Source organism: Paenibacillus sacheonensis (assembly GCF_009909195.1).
GTDB lineage: Bacteria > Bacillota > Bacilli > Paenibacillales > Paenibacillaceae > Paenibacillus_Z > Paenibacillus_Z sacheonensis.
This window is the reverse complement of record NZ_JAAAMU010000006.1, coordinates 135,220-152,899: the sequence shown is the minus strand read 5'-3', so window position 1 is coordinate 152,899 and position 17,680 is coordinate 135,220. Positions and strand designations below refer to the sequence as shown.

12 protein-coding genes are annotated in these 17,680 nt (G+C 57.2%); 8 read left to right on the top strand and 4 right to left on the bottom strand.

Translation table 11 applies throughout. The features are described from left to right. The first annotated feature begins 13 nt into the window (after positions 1 to 13). The 5 genes from GT003_RS13580 (at position 14) to GT003_RS13560 (ending at position 6,876) form a co-directional block, all read left to right on the top strand. Positions 14 to 943 carry a carbohydrate ABC transporter permease gene (locus GT003_RS13580; RefSeq protein WP_161698540.1) on the top strand — a complete coding sequence of 310 codons (930 nt, stop codon included), beginning with the start codon at positions 14 to 16 and terminating at the stop codon, positions 941 to 943. A gap of 157 nt (positions 944 to 1,100) precedes the next feature. Continuing rightward, positions 1,101 to 2,618 (top strand): ABC transporter substrate-binding protein, encoded by a 1,518-nt coding sequence (locus tag GT003_RS13575; protein WP_161698538.1) that lies wholly within the window; start codon positions 1,101 to 1,103, stop codon positions 2,616 to 2,618. A 144-nt stretch (positions 2,619 to 2,762) separates the two neighbouring features. Continuing rightward, entirely contained in the window at positions 2,763 to 4,529 is a 1,767-nt protein-coding gene (locus GT003_RS13570; protein ID WP_161698536.1) for a sensor histidine kinase, read from the top strand. Then, on the top strand, positions 4,504 to 5,265 hold the full coding sequence (locus tag GT003_RS13565) for a response regulator transcription factor (protein WP_161698534.1): 762 nt from the start codon (positions 4,504 to 4,506) through the stop codon (positions 5,263 to 5,265). Before GT003_RS13570 ends, GT003_RS13565 begins: the two co-directional genes overlap by 26 nt. A 6-nt stretch (positions 5,266 to 5,271) precedes the next feature. Then, positions 5,272 to 6,876, top strand: coding sequence for an ABC transporter substrate-binding protein (locus GT003_RS13560; protein WP_239565780.1), 1,605 nt, complete (start codon positions 5,272 to 5,274; stop codon positions 6,874 to 6,876). Between the two features lie 186 nt (positions 6,877 to 7,062). Here GT003_RS13560 and GT003_RS33020 read toward each other — a convergent pair whose 3' ends face one another. Continuing rightward, positions 7,063 to 12,288 (bottom strand): S-layer homology domain-containing protein, encoded by a 5,226-nt coding sequence (locus tag GT003_RS33020; protein WP_161698532.1) that lies wholly within the window; start codon positions 12,286 to 12,288, stop codon positions 7,063 to 7,065. Between the two features lie 404 nt (positions 12,289 to 12,692). Between GT003_RS33020 and GT003_RS13550 the strand changes: the two genes are divergently transcribed. The 3 genes from GT003_RS13550 to GT003_RS13540 all read left to right on the top strand — a co-directional run bounded on the left by GT003_RS13550 (position 12,693) and on the right by GT003_RS13540 (position 15,044). Continuing rightward, complete coding sequence (locus GT003_RS13550) at positions 12,693 to 13,730, top strand: dienelactone hydrolase family protein (RefSeq protein ID WP_161698530.1); 1,038 nt, start codon at positions 12,693 to 12,695, stop codon at positions 13,728 to 13,730. Further along, positions 13,717 to 14,085, top strand: coding sequence for a VOC family protein (locus GT003_RS13545; RefSeq protein WP_161698528.1), 369 nt, complete (start codon positions 13,717 to 13,719; stop codon positions 14,083 to 14,085). Before GT003_RS13550 ends, GT003_RS13545 begins: the two co-directional genes overlap by 14 nt. Positions 14,086 to 14,198: 113 nt before the next feature. Then, on the top strand, positions 14,199 to 15,044 hold the full coding sequence (locus GT003_RS13540; protein WP_161698526.1) for a hypothetical protein: 846 nt from the start codon (positions 14,199 to 14,201) through the stop codon (positions 15,042 to 15,044). A 721-nt stretch (positions 15,045 to 15,765) separates the two neighbouring features. Here the strand turns inward: GT003_RS13540 and GT003_RS13535 are convergent. The 3 genes from GT003_RS13535 to GT003_RS13525 form a co-directional block, all read right to left on the bottom strand. Beyond that, positions 15,766 to 16,047: a hypothetical protein gene (locus GT003_RS13535; RefSeq protein ID WP_161698524.1), complete on the bottom strand. Its 282-nt coding sequence runs from the start codon at positions 16,045 to 16,047 to the stop codon at positions 15,766 to 15,768. Between the two features lie 134 nt (positions 16,048 to 16,181). After that, positions 16,182 to 16,349 (bottom strand): hypothetical protein, encoded by a 168-nt coding sequence (locus tag GT003_RS13530; RefSeq protein ID WP_161698522.1) that lies wholly within the window; start codon positions 16,347 to 16,349, stop codon positions 16,182 to 16,184. A 371-nt stretch (positions 16,350 to 16,720) separates the two neighbouring features. Continuing rightward, positions 16,721 to 17,578: a helix-turn-helix transcriptional regulator gene (locus GT003_RS13525; protein ID WP_161698520.1), complete on the bottom strand. Its 858-nt coding sequence runs from the start codon at positions 17,576 to 17,578 to the stop codon at positions 16,721 to 16,723. Between the last annotated feature and the right edge of the window lie 102 nt (positions 17,579 to 17,680).

Sequence of the window (17,680 nt, the reverse complement as noted above, 5' to 3'; positions counted from 1 at the left end):
GAGGAAGCCAGATATGTCTACGAAAGCGAAATACGAATCGGGTCTGGATAAATTCAACCGGATCGGAACCGGCACGAACGTTGTTTTCAATCTAATCTTTATCATCCTGGCGCTGCTTTGCCTCATCCCCGTCCTGGTGGTGCTGTCCATATCGCTGACGAGCGAAGATTCGATTCGCAGCAGCGGATACCATATTTTCCCGGCGGCATTCTCCGGAGACGCGTACCGTTATATCGCGCAGCAAGGCGCCATGATCACGAAAGCGCTCGGCATCTCCGTGCTCGTGACCGGCGTCGGCACCATACTCGGCGTCATCCTTACGACGACGATGGGCTACGCGCTCTCCAGGCCGAATTACAAGCTCAAAGGGCTGCTGACCTGGATCGTCTTCATCCCGATGGTGTTCAACGGCGGCTTGGTGTCCAGCTACTACATCAACTCGAATTTGCTGGGCTTGAAGGATACGGTATGGGCGCTTATTCTGCCGCTGGCCGTCTCGTCCTTCAACGTCATTATCTGCAAAACCTTCTTCAGGAGCACCATTCCGGATGCCCTGATCGAATCCGCCGAGATCGACGGCTCGAGCCAGCTGCGCATCTTCTTCTCGATCGTGCTGCCGATCTCGCTGCCGGTACTGGCTACCATCGGATTGTTCCTCTGCTTCTCGTATTGGAACGATTGGTTCCAATCCATGCTGTACATCAACAACCAGGACCTGTACTCGCTGCAGGCGCTGCTGAACAGCTTGATGAGCAACGTCGACGCCCTGGCGAAGAACGCGTCCACCATGGGCATCAGCTACGCGGAGCTTGTCGCCACCATGCCGAAGGAATCCGCGCGCATGGCCGTGGCGATCGTGATCGTCGTTCCCGTCGCCGTCGCCTACCCGTTCTTCCAGAAATACTTTATTTCCGGTCTGACGGTCGGCGCCGTGAAAGGGTAACGGGAGCACTTCATAATTAAAAAGGGTAACAAGATGCATTTCGTAATTACACCGGTAACAAGGACTTCCGAAATAAACCTGGCTCTGCCTCGTTTATGATACCCGCCGCACATTGCTGAAGGTGGGAACCAGTAAGAATTATAGGGAGGAAATGTACATGAACAAGACAAAGAAAAAATTGGTTGCCGTCAGCGCCGCGGCGCTGCTGACAACCGCGCTTGCCGGCTGCGGTAACTCGAATAACAATGCCGAGTCAAGCAATGCGCCTGCCAACACGAACGCCAATGCGAACGCCAACGCTGGAACCAATGCGAACGCGCCGGCTTCCGGCGAAGTGCCTACGCTGGTATGGTGGACGATCGGCGGCCAAGTGCCGGCGAACTTCGACAAAGCCATCGCGGCAATGAACGAATACACGGCCGAGAAAATCGGCGTGAAGGTCGATATCAAGGTAGCGAGCTGGGGCGATTGGGACACGAAGATCAATACGATCGTGAACACCGGCGAGCCGTTCGACATCATGTTCACGAACAACGGCAAGTACAACCAACAAGTAAACATGGGCGCTTTCGCGGACCTAACCGACTTGGTGCAAAGCGAGACGCCCGATCTCTACAAGCTTATCCCGGAGAAGGTTTGGGATGGCACGAAGGTCGGCGGCAAAGTCTATTCCGTTCCAACGTATAAAGACTCTTCATTGACGCAGTATTGGGTATTCGATGACAAGTATGTGCAGAAATACGCGATCGATACGACCAAAATCAAGTCGTTGGCGGATCTCGACAAACCGCTTCACGATATCAAGGCCGGCGAAGGCAAAAGCTTCTATCCGCTTCCGCTTACGCAAGGCGACGGCTTCAACGGCTTCTTCAACGGCTACGACGACATGACGCTGGGTCTGCCGCCGATCGGCGTGAAAGTCGACGACGCTTCCCGCAAAGTCGTCTCCGTGCTGGAACAGCCGGACGTAATGGACGGCCTGAAATTGCTGCACAAATGGTACCAAGACGGCATCATCAACCCGGACGCTCCGACGAAGACGGAAGCGGACAAAGGCCGCCCGTTCTTCGCGGCGCAAGCATTCCCCGGCGCGGAAGCAAGCTGGCAGATCAACGAAGGCGTAGCGAAGTACGACATGTTCCAAATCTTCGGCCCGATCTACACGACGAGCACGATCCAAGGCTCGCTGAACGCGATCTCGGCTAACTCGAAATACAAGAGCGAAGCGCTGAAATACCTGCAATTGGTCAACACCGATCCGAAACTGCGCAACATGCTGGCCTTCGGCGAGCTGGGCGTCGACTACGACAGCGTGGACGGCGAGAAAGTCATCGAGCGCAAAACGGATACGTGGCCGCTGGCTGCTTACACACAAGGTACGTTCTTCGACCTGGCCGTGACCAAAGGCGCTCCGGTCGATCAATGGGATCAAGTTCGCAAGCTGAACGATCAAGCGACGTCCTCCACTGCCCTCGGCTTCGCGCTGGATATCAGCAAGCTGAGCACGGAAGTGGCCAATACGAAGGCCGTATGGGACAAATACCGTTATGAACTGATGACGGGCGCTTCGGATCCGGAGAAAACGATTCCGAAAATCATGACGGAACTGAAAGCTGCCGGCATGGATACGATCACGAAAGCGGCTCAAGAACAAATCGACGCTTATTTCAAATAAGTCCGGCATGTGATCGGCATCCAGAAAACCCGAACGGATCTTGCCGTTCGGGTTTTCTGCGCCGAAGATTTGATTTTAGGCATCATGACGTTATATGGTTGAACGGTGAGATACGACAAAAGCCTGGTGCAAAGGAGACGCCGCATGCGTTCATTTATGCAGATCAAGATCTACCGCGGCAAATTCATTGCCTATGCGATATTCGTCGTGTTCATCGGCTTGGCGTTAGGCGCGCTCACCTGCGCGGTGCTGCTGGATCAATGGGTGAGCAGTTCGCGGAACGAGGCCGACGGCGCATTCTCACGCGTGGAAAATACCCTTCAATACGATGCCGACCGTATCGAAGCTTACATGCAGCGGGTCTATTCCAATGACGGATTGGTAACCGATATACGCAATTTCCTGGGCAACAGCGCGCAGGGTTACTTGACGAACAGGCTGCAGGACAGCCGCTATAACCGGCCGCTCGTCTCCTTCCCCGACGATTTGAAGTCCTTCCTGAGCAGCGGCGGACAGGGAGATATTACGCAGGTCAGCCTGCATACCGCGCAGGAAGGCAACGTCGTGCGCTTCGACAGCAACGGGAATACGAGCTTCGCGTTCCGGCTGCCGAACGCGGATGCAACGTTCAAGGAGACGATTCAAAACGGCTTCGTTTACCGCAAGAAGCTGTCGGATCCGAACCGAATCTCCCGCCAATTGGGCGAATTCCGGTTCCTCGTCAGCAGCGACCGGATATTTAAGACCGCGCAGCAGTACGCCTTGAACGAAGCGGCGGCAGTCAGCGGCTCCGGAGACGTATATCTCATAGCGGGCAGCAACCGCAGCAGCAGTACCGAGGAGCTGGTTCGCCGGGCGGCGGCCGACGGGCGAGGTCATGGCTTCCTATCGACAGGGTTGCTGGACCGCGCGTATTTCGTTACCTTTCATTCCACCGAGTTCGATTATCAATTCGTCAGCATCGTGGATCTGGCTTCGCTGATTCGTCAGAAGGCGGACGTGCTGCTCATCGTGTTTCTCATCGTGCTGGCGGCGATGATCAGCGTGCTGCTGCTCATCGTATACAATCTGCGCGAGGACGCGAATTTCCTGCGGCGGATCATCAATTCCATCGGCCGCGTAAAATCCGCGGATTTCACGCCGGTCCATCCGGCCAGCTACCGGCGCAACGAATACGGCATGATCGCCCGGGAGCTCGACGATATGATCCATCAGCTCGATCGGCATATCCGCACCAATTATTTGCTGAAGCTCAAGCAGCAGGAGACCGAGATGAAGGCGCTCCAGCATCAGATCAATCCGCATTTTCTGTATAATACGCTTGAAGTGATTCGTTCCTTCGCGCTCGTGAACCGAGCCTCCGACACGGCGGATGCCATCGCCACGCTGGGCGCGCTGTACCGGGACATCGTGAAGAACGAGAACATCATTACGCTCGGCGGCGAGATGGCGCTGCTTCAGAAATACTTGAAAATCATGGAGTTCAAATATCCGGACCGATTCTATTATCAGGTCAACGTGGAAGAATCGCTGCTTGCCCTGCCGACCGTCAAGTTCTGGATGCAGCCGCTTGCGGAGAATTTCTTCATCCACGGGTTCAACCCGGAGAGCGAGTTCAACCTGATCGTCGTCAGCGGCTGGGAGGAAGAGGAGCGCTTCGTGCTGGAGATCACGGACAACGGCAACTCGATCTCCGAGGAGCGTCTGTCCGAAATCCGCAACAGCCTTGCCAGGGACGACGACGCGAATACCGCAAGCATCGGCCTGCGCAACGTTTATACCCGCCTGCATTTCTTCTATGGGCAGGGGTTCTTCATGACCATCGACAATAACGAGCAAGCCGGCGTCAAAATATCCGTTATCCTGTCCAAGGGGGCGATTCGAGATGTACAAACTGCTCATCGTAGATGACGAGCCGCAGATTTTGGAGGGTATGAAGGCAACGCTGGATTGGGAGAAATACGGCTTCGGGCAGATCGAGACGAGCGAGACCTACGAGGGCGCGATCGCGAAATCGGTGGAGTTCATGCCCGACCTGGCGATCTTCGACGTCTGCATCGGCAAGAAGCGCGGCTATGACGCGATCCATAAGCTTAACGAGCTGCGGCTCCCCGCGAAATATATCATCATGAGCGGCTATGGCGAATTCCAGTATGCGCTGGAGGCGCTGCGCTGCGGGGCGAAGGACTACCTGCTCAAGCCCGTGGACCGCACGAAGCTGCAGCATCTGGTCGAGCGGATTATCGTCGAGGATTTGCACGGCACGGTCGAGGGAGCGGATTGCGGCGATCTGGACATGGATCCAGTACTCGGCGTACGTTACGACAGCCTGTCCAAGCTGACGAACCGGATTCTGCTGATCGTCAAAGCGGAGTACGACCAGAACATCAACTTGAAATCGGTTGCAGAGCGGTTTCGCATGAACGGGACTTATCTCGGACAGCTGTTCCTCAAGGAGGCGCACATGAAGTTTTCGGAGTATCTGATGGCCTACCGGATGCTTCGGGCCCAGGAGCACATTCAGAACACCGACGAGAAGATCGCGAATATCGCCCTTTCCGTCGGCTATCCCAACGTCAACTATTTTTACTCCCACTTCCATGCGTATTTCGGCAAATCGCCATCGGATTTGCGAAAGAAGGAATAGCGCCCGATGCGACGACAATGGAAATGGAATGTGGGATGGACATGGCAATGGCCATTGAATTGGAAGTCGCAACGGGATCGCAATCGGGGATGGCTTCGCCTCGTTGGCGGCTGCGTGCTTGCCGCCATGCTGTTGATGCCGCTGGCGGGCTGTTTCTCCGGGTCCGATAATCCCGAGAATCCCGTATCGCCCGGCAGCACGGTGAACTTGATCTATTACACGATCGGGGATCCCGATCCGGACCTGCGGATGGTCAACGACAAGCTTAACGAGATTCTGGCCAAGAAAATCGGCGTTACCGTCACGTATATCAAGGTAGGCTGGCAGGAGTATGAGGGCCGGCTCAACACCCTCGTGTCTGCAGGGACGCCTTTCGATATCGCGTTTGCGCCGGAATATACGACCTATGCGCAGCGCGGCGCGTGGCTGAAGCTGAACGACTATTTATCCAGCGTGGGGAAGGACATGTACGACGCGATCGATCCGCTGTTCTGGCAAGGGGTGCGCATGGACGACGGCGGCATCTACGGCGTGCCGACCAACAAGGAGCTGGCCGTGCGCGATCAGTGGATGTACCCGGATGCGCTGGTCAAGAAGTACGGCATCGACATCTCGAAGTACGACACCTTGGCCTCGCTTGAACCCTTGCTCAAGATGATCAAGCAGAAGGAACCGTCGTATCAGCCGATGGAGCTGGACAAGGGCTCGCAGAACTTCTTCGCCCTGGACGGTTACGAATACTTATCGGATCAACCGTTTCCGCTCATGGTGAAGGCCACGGATCCCGACTCCAGGGTCGTGAATATATTCGAAACCGCGGAAGCCCGGAAGGTGCTTGATATTCTTCGGCGCTATTATGTGGCGGGCTATATCAATGAAGATGCGGCCATGCGGGAGAGCCAAGGCTTGGAACGGGGCGCGCCGGTCTTCTGGAAAGCGGCGGGAGGCGGTCCGCTGTCGGAGAACAGCTGGAGCAAGGATCGCGGCTACAAGCTGGTGGCCTACCCCGTAACGCCCGCATTGATTACGACGACATCGATTCGGGGAGGGGTCATGGCCGTCAGCGCGGATACGAAGCATCCCGTGGAGGCCGTCAAGTTTCTCAATCTGCTGAACACGGATCCCGAGGTTCGGAATCTGATCAATTTCGGCATCGAGGGCGTTCACTATACGCTCGACCGCAACGGCCAGGTGGTGCCGATCTCGCCAATGGACAGCAAGGGCAAACCGATCCCGGACGCGCCCCGAAGCTATGCGGGCGTACAGTATACGCAGGGCAACTGGTTCATCCTGAAGACGATGGGCGGCCAATTCCCGGATCCGCTGGACAAATGGGATCAGTTCCGCGCCGCCAACAAGGAAGCCGTCAATTCGAGCACGCTGGGCTTTACCCCGGACTTGTCGCGCCTGCCGATCCAGATGCAGAACGTCCAGATGGTATGGGACAAATACTTTCCCAGCCTGATGACAGGCAGCGTGGATGTCGATACGGAGCTGCCGAAGTTCAATCGGGAGCTGCGGCAGGCTGGCGTCGACGAGCTGCGGGCCGAGGTGCAGCGGCAGCTTGATGCTTGGCGGGCCGCCCGTTCGCAGAGCGGAAGCGCTGGATAATTTCCGCGCGTGACAGGAGTTCCGGCGCTACCCCGTCAACAATAACATGGCCGCTCGGGTTGCGGGGCCGCAATGCGGTTCGCGTGCATGTCTTGATCCGCGTAACAAAACAAGGCCCTTTCGGCTTCCCGCACGGGAAACGAAAGGGCTTTGTTTGTTTTGTCCTTGACGTACCGTTCTAACAGGCTACTGATTATTTCCGTTTGCGGCGTTCATAAGCGCATCGTATGCCCAATGGCTCTCGGGCAAATCGGCGAAGGCGCGGGTTCCCGTCCATTCCTCGCCGCGCTGCAGCAAGCGGTTAACGAGCGCCGCGGCTTCCGCTCTCGTAATCGGACTGTCGGGCTTGAAGCTTCCGTCCGGGTATCCTTGAATCAGGCCGTTCGAATAAGCGATGTCGAGGATAGGCTTGGCCCAGTGCAGCTGCGCGTCCACGAACGGAGCGGCGGTTGCCGCAGGCTCAAGCTGTCGCAAATGAAGAATCAAGGATAGGAATTCCGCTCGCGTTATATCGCGGTCCGGTCGGAACGTTCCGTCCCGGTAGCCTCTGACCAGCTCCAGCTGGATGCTGAACGCGGCCGCTTGCGCATACCATGCCGCATCGTCGAGATCCGGATAAGGGCTCAATGCGCCAAGCTTCAGCTGCGATGTCGGCCGCTCGTAGAGATTGTAAGCCAATTGGACCGCTTCTGCGCGGGTAAGCTTGTTGTCCGGGCCGATCTTGTCCTTGCTGTAGCCGGATAGATACGGTCCGTTGTAGTGAACCGCTTCGCCTTTGGCAGGCCAAGCTTTTTCAGCTGCGGGCTGCGTCACGTCCGGGTCTTCGCCTCCGCTAGGCGGCACGGCGGTTTCGTTTCCGCGGGGCGGCGCGGTATTCGGGTTCTCGCCTCCGCCAGGCGGCGATACGCTTATCGGCGCCAGGGAAGCGATGGCGGAACGCAAGGCGTGAAGCGCCGTTTGCGCCGTCCGCTCGGTAGCCGTTCCGTCATTCAGAACGGCCTCTGCCGAACCCAGCGCCACGGAATAGGCGGTCCACGATGGCACCTCGTAACTTGCCTCCGAGCGGTTCAAAGCGATTTCCGCTGCGTACAGCTGCTGCAAGGTGCCCTTGTCCACGCTCGCTTCTCCGCCTAGATTGATCACATTCTCCGCTTCTCCTGCCACGCGATCCTTCCCGGCATTGTAGACGGGCTCGCCGACCTGATTGAACGTATTATCGGCCATAAGGATGCCGTAGTCGCCGAGCGTCAAGCTGATTCCGCGATTGAAGCCGCTCAGCTTATTATTCTGAACGAGCAGGTTGGTCGCGTCTCCGCTGTATCCGTCGGTAATCAGATCGGAGCTTTTCAATCCCGACCAGAAGACGATGCCGGATTCGTAAGGAGCCTCGGATAAATTGTTCGGTACGGCGGAGGGAACGCCGACGAGCTGATTATTGCGAAGCTCGATATTGTAGGCGCCGACGGAGAAATAGCGGCCCGACGATCCGTACCGCTGCGTATTCAGCAAGATTCCGCCCGTCTGCGTCTTCGGGGAGACGCCGGAGAAATCGTTGTCCCGGATCGCGACATGCGCGGCAGGCACGAAAGCCGGCGCGTCTTGGATCAGCGCCGTCCAGACGAAAGCGCCCTCCGTATCCTTCTGATGATTGTTGGCGGCAACCACGTCGAAGGAATTTCCGAAAATATAAATGCCCTTGGATGCGTTTTCGGCGTAATTGTTATAAATCGTGACGTTGTCGTTGGGCGAAATCAGCGTGAATCTGCTGGTGCCGTCCGGTATGACATCCCAGGTTCCCTCGATCGTCAACCGGTTGCCCTCGATGCCGGTGACCTCCCGAAGCTGTCCCATGCCGCGTCCGCTGACGATTTGGACGGCCAGCTCGTTAAACATGACGGCGTAATCCTGATAAGGCGCGATGGGCGCGGTGGTCAGCGTATCGGCTGTCGCATTCGTGACGTAGCCCATATTGAAATTTCCGGCAGGGCTGTCCACGGCATACGTTTCGCCGTCGTTGTAATCGCTGCCGACGTCATAGACCTCGTTGTTCTCCATGTGCACGTTCGCGCGGCCGAATATGCCGTGGTTGTCCTTCATCATTCCTCGTTTCCAACCGGGACCGTGAATGGTATTGCCGACCGCGAAGGAATAATTGGAAACCGTCTGCAAGTAGCCTTCGTGCGAATAACGGAAGTCGTTGCCCAGATAAGACGTGTACTCGTTCAAATACGCATGGGTAATGCCTGCGGACCAGCCGCTGAAGTCGGAGTCCTTCACGAGGAAGCGTTCCTGGCCGATGATGACGACCCCGAGTCCACGCATGCCGGCATACGGATCCGGAGTGGCTTGGCCGAAGCCGCTGTCCAGATCATAGTCCAGTTTGACGTTATGGATGAACATCTCGCTAGCCGTGCGGAGCTTCATATTGCCTGCCGCATCGCTCCAAGGCTGACCCCAAGCGAAGAACATATCGGGGCGCTTGGCCTCGTCCTTCAAGCTTACGGTAAAGCCCGACACGCCGTAATGCCCGTTTACCGCGCCGTCTCCTTCGGACTCGAACATGTTGGCGCGGGCGCTGTTATAGATTAAATGCGTGCTGTCCCTATTCTCGCCCAGAAGCACGATATCCGCGTACATCGGAATTCGGCCGACGTAATAATCGCCCGCAGGGAAGTACACGACGCCTCCGCCCGCCGTTTTGGCGGCTTCGATTGCATCGATGACCGCGGCGGTATCGTCCTTGTCGTCATCGTTCACGGCGCCGTAGGACAGGACGCTGAAGCGCGCATCCCAGTTGAAATCGCCCGCCCAGGCGACGCCCAGCTGCAGCGGATCCTGCTTCTTCGGTACGACGGTCAAGGTTTGGCCGCTGGATAGAGCGTTCCATGCGGTCCCGCCGTCATTGCTGACCTCTACGCCGTAGACGCCCTGCGGAGCTTTCACCTCGAACGTAAGGGAATACGGCGTATAGCGGATAAGCTTCTGCTCGATCGTTCCGCTTGGTCGAGTTAACCGAACCTTCGTGGAGGATTGGAGCCCGAATTGCTCGGCAAGCATGTTTCTTCCCGAAATCTCGATGCTTTGACCGGTCCATGCCTCGTATTCGGAGATGAACAGCGGCCTCGCGATATTCAGCACGGTCGGCTTGCTCCAGCCGTATTCGTTCCCGACCCAGAGGTCATAGAGTCCCGCGGGCAGGTTTTCCGAGAACTCGGTCATGAGGAAATAACCGTCGCGTTGATCGCGCTGCGCGATGGCGAGCGATACGGCAGAGTCGGAAGGGAGGCTGCCCGATACGCCGGTATGCGCCTGGAGTTTCACTTGGATGTCGTCCGGATCGTCGGCCTTCATGCCGTAGCCGTTAATGGAGATCAGTTCTCCCGGCTTGACCGCGTCGGATACCTTGTACACGACGGGAGGATGTTCCCATGACGGATTGCCGATCGTCAACGAAGCTTCCGCCGAAGCTGCCGCGATTTGCAAAACGTCGTCCGCCCCGGAGGAAGCCTGTACCTGGAATGCGCCCAAATAACCAGGCGTAAACTCGAATGCGGCGATTCCGTCCTGATTCGTTACGGCTGTGCCAAGATTGGCGGGGATGTAATCGCCGACGGTTGGCCCGGACAGCTCGAATACGATCGATTTGCCGGCGACGGGTTCGCCGTTCGCTTCCAGCGTCGCGGTTAATCGAATAGGCGCGCCTGCGTCCGGCGATCGATAGGCATCGGAGGAGAACGCAAGCTCGGCCTGCCGATAAGCTGGAGTCGTAACGCTCGCTACGCCTGCGGAAGGCATGGAGTAGCGCGTGCCTTCTTGGATGCGCAGACGGTAGTAGTAGGTGGTGCCGGCGTTCAGATTGGCGTCCGTATACGCATGAACGCCGGACTCGGCCCGGCCGATTTGGACAAATGGGCCTTCCGGCTGCTCGGCACGCTCGATTAGCACGTTCGAGGACGGATTGCCGTTCGTCCACTGCAGCGAGGCGGAACGCGGGTCTTCGTACGCTGCGCTAAAATCGGACAAGGCGTTATCGGCCAATTCATCGAAGAAGAAGGCTTGCGGGCCGAACGTCATATCGCTGTCCGCTTTATCCAGGCGCATGGTGAAGCTTCCCTTCACGAAATACGTGACATAGGCGCCGCCATCGAACGTGTTTTTCGGAATGGCATGCTTCGGAATTAAAGTTTGCCCCTGATTGCCCTGGAAAGTGACTTGAATGTCGTTGTTCGGAACCTGGTTGGAATAGAACGTGAACTGATGCCATTCATTGTCGTTTAGTTCAAAGGAAAACAATCCCGGGCCCCCGCCCGCGCCATACGTGTCGTGTTTCGCTGGAGAGGCGGCGTCGCTCGGCAGCGTCAGACTCGCGTCGTCCGAGGCGGAGCTTTTTGCCCACAGGTCGCCGTTAATGTTGTAAGTGAACTTATTCAGATAGCCCGGCTTGACCGCATAATCGTATTGCGCGGCCTTCATCAATAACCAGGTGCCCCAAGCGGGATTGTCTCCCGGAACAGCGCCCGTATAGTTATAGCCGAACAAAATATGGCCGTCCGCTCCGTAATGGCCGATCCAGTCGCCATGCGTGTCGTTGTCGGTCGCAACCAATCCCGCTTCGGCGGCATCCGCCGGCGGATGATCGCTTGGCACCGGATCGAAGAACATGCCGGCAGGTCCCTCGCTCCATGGGCCCATGACTTCGAAGACGAAGCTGCCCTTGACCTTGAACGTGATGTAAGCGGCGGAACCCAGCCCGTTCCAGCCTTCGGGAAGTCCCGGCGCGTCGGGTAGAGGCGGAGTGTGAGTCTTCATGCCGCGGAACGTGCCGACAAGCGCCTTGCCGTCCAAATCCTTGACGGAATAATACTTATGGTTCATATCTTGAGCGAAGTAAACGGTGAATAGATGCTCTTCGTTATCGTTCAGCACAAACTTGAATTGCCTGATATCGCCGTCGTCTCCCGGTGTTCCTCTGGAGATAAAGGCATCGGTTTTCGTCAGACCGCTGCCGGCCGGGGGAGCGAGAACATCCGTATTGGCGCTCTGATCCGTCAGTTTGACCCAGGCGCGGGCATTTGGATCCACGCTGTACATATGACCGTCTTGCTCGTCCACGTAGGAAGGACGCGCGGCCACGTCGCTGTCGTATAAAGCCGTTTCTTTGCCATCGCCCTGGTTCTCTATGGCTTCGGCCTCTCTTCCGTCGTAGCCGAACAGGACGTAGCCGTCGCTTCCATAGGTTCCGTTCCAGGCGCCTTTCGTCGCCGTGTCGTACGCATAAATCGAAGCCGCCGATGCGCTTGCGGCTCCTGCGCCTCCTTCTTCGGCATAGGCCGTCAGGGGCGAGATCGCGATGATTGCCGCCAATGCGCCTCCGAGCCAGCTTCTAAGCCGTTTGTTTCCGATTTGTTTCACGGACCGTTCCTCCTCCATTTGTTAACGTTCGACTTGCCGCGTGCGCTAATCATGCTGAAATGCCAGACCGCAGTTCCTTCTAAGGCGCACGGCAGAATCGATACATTTTTTGCAAACGCTGTCATTTATGCTCCGTTATAATAGCACTGCGCGATTTTGATTTAGTAGTTTAATATCGCGATAAGGCACTATAAAAAGCGGACTTCGTACCGCAATATCCCGAATTTAAACAGGGATGTCGGCGACGAACGCCGTTTATGCGACCTTCTGTAACGCATGGCGGACCGCTTGTTAGCAAAGCGGCAGCGCCGGATAATTTCCGCGCGAGACAGGAGTTCCGCCGCGAGCCGCGAACAAAGTTCAGAGCGCGTATCGAGCGCATTCACCCTGGGAGGGATTCGGTCATGTGGCAGACGGACGATTATTTGGAGCATTTGTATGCGATCGCGCCCGAGGAGCGCTTCGGCGCCCGGACGCGCGGGGAATGGCAGGCATGGCAGGCGCGCCTGCGGGAGCGGTTTGAGGGGCTGCTCGTAGAACCGGACGGGAAGCGGGAGCTCTCGCCCGTGCTGCTGGAGTCGGTTGACTGCGGCGATTACACGAGGGAACGGATCAACATCGCGACGTACGGTCCGCTGGTCATGCCGGTGTACGTCTTGATTCCGAAGGAATATGAGCCGGAGCGAGGCGCCGTTATTGCCATTCACGGGCACGGCTACGGCAGCCGCGATCTTGTCGGGCTGGAGCCGGACGGGACGGAGAAGGCGCGCGAACCGGGCTATCATAAGAACTTCGCCGTCGAGCTGGTACGGCGCGGCCATCTCGTCATCGCGCCCGAGCTGCTCGGCTTCGGCGACCGCAAGCTTGCCGAGGATGCCGAGAAGGGCGATTCGTGCTACCGCTTGTCCACGAATCTGCTCGCGATGGGACAGACGATGGCCGGCCACCGCGTGTTCGAGACGCTGCGCTGCGTCGATTACGCGCTTGCGCGCGGGGACGTGGCGGCGGACCGGATCGGCTGCATGGGCATTTCCGGCGGGGGGCTGGTCTCGGCGTTCGCCGCGGCCATCGACGAGCGGCTGTCGGCCGCCGTCGTCAGCGGCTATGCCAACACGTTCCAAGCGAGCGTGCTGGCCGTTCCGCACTGCATCGACAACTTCGTACCGGGACTGTCGCAGCTCGCGGAGATGCCGGATTTGCTCGGGTTGATCGCTCCGCGCCCGCTGCTGATCGAGGCGGGAACAAAGGATCACATCTTCCCGATTCAAGCAGCCGACGCGGCGGTCGATAAGCTGAGCGGCATCTATGATCTGCTGGACGCGGAGACGAATTTGGTTTACGACCGTTTCGAGGGCAAGCACGAGATATCGGGGAAGGTCGCGTTCGACTGGTTCGGAAGCATCTGGCAAACTCGGAAGGCGGACGACGATGGACGCGCGTAAGCTCAGGCCATTCGTGCCGTCGGGGGAAGATTACGCGCTCGCGCAGCGGTTCTTCGAAGAGCTCGGTTTCGAGAAGCGCTATGCGGATGAGTCGATCAGCATTTTCAGGGTCGGAGAACAGGAGTTTTATTTGCAGAACTTCCATGACCAAGCGTTCCAGAACCAGTTCATGCTGGAGCTGGCGGTCGAGGATCTGGACGGCTGGTGGAGCCGTATTCAAGCCGTCTCGCAGCGCGGGGCTTACCGGATCAAGGCAAAGGAACCGACGCGTTATCCGTGGGGCAAGCGCGAAGTGCATCTGATCGATCCTTCAGGGGTCTGCTGGCACTTCTCGGAATGGCACGGGACGGAATGAACGGGAAGCCGGAAGAGCTGAAGAAACGGGATGGGCCGTGACGCTGCCGATGATTTCCTTTACAATGCAGGAAACGAAGCGTCGCATACAATGGAATGATGAGGTCAGAAGAAATGACGGATAAACCGACCGTTGAGGAAGGCGCGCGCGGCAAGGCGCCTCAAGACAATCGATCGCTGCTGGCGCCCGTCCTCTGCGGCGGGTTTGCTTTTATATTCATGCTGGGCGCCGTGCTGTTCCTGCTGATTCGTCCGTTCGGCGGGCAGCCGGAGGACGACGAGCTGAGCATGCCCCATGCCTATGTCTACGGCGAGGTCTCGGCCGCGAACGGAATGGACTTGCACTACTTGATGACGCGTCCGGACAACGTCCGCCCGGAGTCGATTCATAAGAACGTATCGCTTGGACCGTATTACGGCGTGAACGGCGGCTTCTTCTTCCAAGAGTCGCTGCTCAGCATCGCCGTCGTGGACGACATGCCCGTCAATGCGGCGCCGAATGTCTACGGAGCGGGCGATCTCAATGCCAAATACGCGCGCGGAACGCTCGTGTGGGACGAAGCGGCGGGAAAGCTGAGCGTGCAAACCGTCAGCTCCGCATCCGACCTTCGCGTCACGGACCGCTCGCATTATTGGGCCCAAGGCGGGATCTCCATGAGCCTCGGCCGAGACGATAAGTGGCTGGCGCAGGCGGAAGCGGAGCAGGCGCCGAACATCGAGGACAAACGGCTGCGTTCCGCGGCGGTCTACGACGACGCCGGCAGCCTGTATCTCGTCGTCAGCACGACGAGAGGAACGCTCGCCGACTTCCGTTCCGCGATCGTGGAGCGGATCGGCGGAGGAAGGCTCTCCGGCGGCATCTTCCTCGACGGGGACGGCTCCTCGCAGCTTCGCAGCCGCGAAATCCGGCTGAGCGGCGACGGGCGGCCGGTGGTGCAGATGCTGCGGCTGCTGAAGTGAAGCGTTGCAGTGCAAGGTCTTGCTGGCGCAACTTAACAGCGTGTCCGAAGATAACCGGACACGCTGTTGTTATTTGTTTTGAGGAACGGATACGAACTGTCGGCATCGGAAACGGCGTGTATCCTTATGTCGCAGAAAGTGTCGCAGTAAATGTCGCAGTAAATGTCACAGTAAATGTCGCAGTAGATTTTGCAGTAGAAGCCGCTCGCGAAGAAGCCAGCGGGGGACGCAACAGCCAACAATATTGGAAAATAAGTGCTAATCTGCACTTATTTTGCGACTATTAGCGAAATGGGAGCAAATAAGTGCAAAACTGCAACTATTCCTCCAATTCATCGTCACAACTGCACCTTATTTATGGATTAGTTGCAGAAATGCACCTATTTCCGAATTACGGTGCGAAATCATAGAAATAAGTGCAGATCTGCACTTATTTCTATGGAAGGCGAGCGAGCACTGCGATGAAGTTCGCAGTCGACTGCTCACTTATCGAATGGATTCGAAACGGACGCGCGCATCACGCCCCTTCGTCATTTCCCTTCAGCATCTCCGGTGATTTCGATCGCGAAAACGGAGCTCGAATCCCCCTCGGCGATTCGCTTCTTCTTGTTTTTCAGCCATGTCGCGGACAGCGCATAGTAATAGATTCCATGTTCTCCAGGGCCTTGAAAGGCGTTATCGGTTATCGTTATTTGTTTATATGCGCCGTCATGGAATTGGGTCAAGCTGGTTTCGGCTGTTTTCCTTCGTATTGGAACGTAAAGGTTGCATTTGCGGCTATCGCATCTTTCTTTTTATCTTGTAACATCTCTTCCGCGCTGACGTAATCCGCACATTCGTCGCCCCAGCAGTAGCTGCTTTGATAGACCTGAACCGCTTTTCCGTTAGCGGTTACCAAAGGCTGCGGGGGCGAATCGCTCAGATGGATCGTGCGTTCTCCTAATCGGCATGCGCTCAGTAACAAGGCAAGAGCAACGATTACAGGCAGCGATTTGCGTATCATGGAATTCCCTTCGTTCTTCCTTACAGACGACGGGCTAATACATTAAGTTCTAATTATATTCGACATCAAGGCACGAAAAAGCAGCCTCCGACCGGAAGCTGCGCGGTATTCATCCTGCCTCGCATTCAAAAACGCTATTCCTTCGCCGCGCGCGCCGCCTTACGCTTCTTGTACGCGCTCACGTTCATCCAAACGCCAATCAGCAGCAATGCGACGCCGAGCACGTAATTCACGAACAAAATATCGACGATTCCGTATCCGATAAAGAAGATGCTGACAACCACAAGCAAACGCGGATTCACTTTACTATGCACCTCGCTTCATCGCTGGGTAAGCTATGGTTAGAAGTATAGCGTAATCGGCTCCGAATGGCTAGATGTATATGTTAGATAAACTGACATAACTTTCGTCCCCTTGATCATTCGGCACGCGGATGCGATTATTGCGTCCAGCTAAGCAAGCCAACTGCGCCTAACTGCGACTAACCACGCACAACTACGACTTACCACGCCTAACTGCGCTTCAAAAGCATACTTTCGGCACCTCGCGCGGCTCCCCTGCGAGGTGTGACGGCGCATGACGGCTGTCAGCCTCATACTAACTACGCCAACTTAAACGCTAAAAGCACCCAATTACTCCCTCGTTCGATTTACTCCCCTCGTTCGGTGCCGCTTCAAAGCCGGTTCAGCTTCCGATAGAGCAGCGGCGTCGTGCCCGTCAGCTTCTTGAACATGCGGTCGAAATGACCCGCGCTCTCGAAGCCGGTCTGCTCCGCGACGGAGATGACCTTGAGGTTCGTCTCCCTAAGCAGCCGCTGCGCTTCGCGGACGCGGGTCAGATTGACGTATTCGATCAGCGTGAAGCCGGTCACCGCCTTGAAGGAGCGGCTGAGGTAATACGGGCTGACGAAGAATCGGCCGGCAAGGTCCGGCAGCGTGAGCTTCGTCGCGAAGCTGCCGCCGATGAACGCGGCGACCTCGGTGATCTTCCGATGCAGCGAGTCCCGCTGTCCGCCGTCCTCGGGCCGATCGTCGATCGGATGGCGCGCGGCGAACAGCAGCAGCTCCGTGAGCAGCACGCGCAGATAAACCTCGCGGCCGGGGCGACGCTGGGCCGCTTCGGCGACAAGCTTGGCAAGCAGCTGCTCGACGAAGACGCGTTCCTGGGAGCTTAGCTTGAGCACGCAGGCCTGATGCGCGAACGGCCCGAGGAGCAGCGGATCATGAAGCGGATGGCCCGCGCCGAGGAAAGCGTCGCTGAAATTGACGACGATGCGCTCATGCTCCGGCGGTCCGATATCCGAAGCGTTATGCACGACGCCTTTATTCACGAGGACGAGATCGCCAGCCACCAGTCGCACGGTTCGGCGGTCGATAAAATGCACCCGCTCTCCGGACCGCAAGTAGTAGATTTCGTAGGTGGGGTGAAAATGGTTCACGCGCCCGAACGGCTTCGTCCGATGCACCTGATGGATATGGAAATCCCCTTCCTCGTCCCCGAACGTGACGGGCTGGTCCGGTATAAGCTTCATGACGGTCCTCCAATCGTTCTCGAGCTTGCCCACATGGTTTTGGTCGATAAGCAGCCTATTATTCTAGGTTGATTTTATCGCAAAATAAGCGAAGATTGAATG

Bases quoted from the DNA above. Each gene is read 5' to 3' on its own strand.
- GT003_RS13570 (WP_161698536.1), top strand. From the start codon at position 2,763: ATGCGTTCATTTATGCAGATCAAGATCTACCGCGGCAAATTCATTGCC.
- GT003_RS13525 (WP_161698520.1), bottom strand. From the start codon at position 17,578: ATGAAGCTTATACCGGACCAGCCCGTCACGTTCGGGGACGAGGAAGGG.
- GT003_RS13535 (WP_161698524.1), bottom strand. From the start codon at position 16,047: ATGATACGCAAATCGCTGCCTGTAATCGTTGCTCTTGCCTTGTTACTG.
- GT003_RS13545 (WP_161698528.1), top strand. From the start codon at position 13,717: ATGGACGCGCGTAAGCTCAGGCCATTCGTGCCGTCGGGGGAAGATTAC.
- GT003_RS13540 (WP_161698526.1), top strand. From the start codon at position 14,199: ATGACGGATAAACCGACCGTTGAGGAAGGCGCGCGCGGCAAGGCGCCT.
- GT003_RS13560 (WP_239565780.1), top strand. From the start codon at position 5,272: ATGCGACGACAATGGAAATGGAATGTGGGATGGACATGGCAATGGCCA.
- GT003_RS13565 (WP_161698534.1), top strand. From the start codon at position 4,504: ATGTACAAACTGCTCATCGTAGATGACGAGCCGCAGATTTTGGAGGGT.
- GT003_RS13550 (WP_161698530.1), top strand. From the start codon at position 12,693: ATGTGGCAGACGGACGATTATTTGGAGCATTTGTATGCGATCGCGCCC.
- GT003_RS13580 (WP_161698540.1), top strand. From the start codon at position 14: ATGTCTACGAAAGCGAAATACGAATCGGGTCTGGATAAATTCAACCGG.
- GT003_RS13575 (WP_161698538.1), top strand. From the start codon at position 1,101: ATGAACAAGACAAAGAAAAAATTGGTTGCCGTCAGCGCCGCGGCGCTG.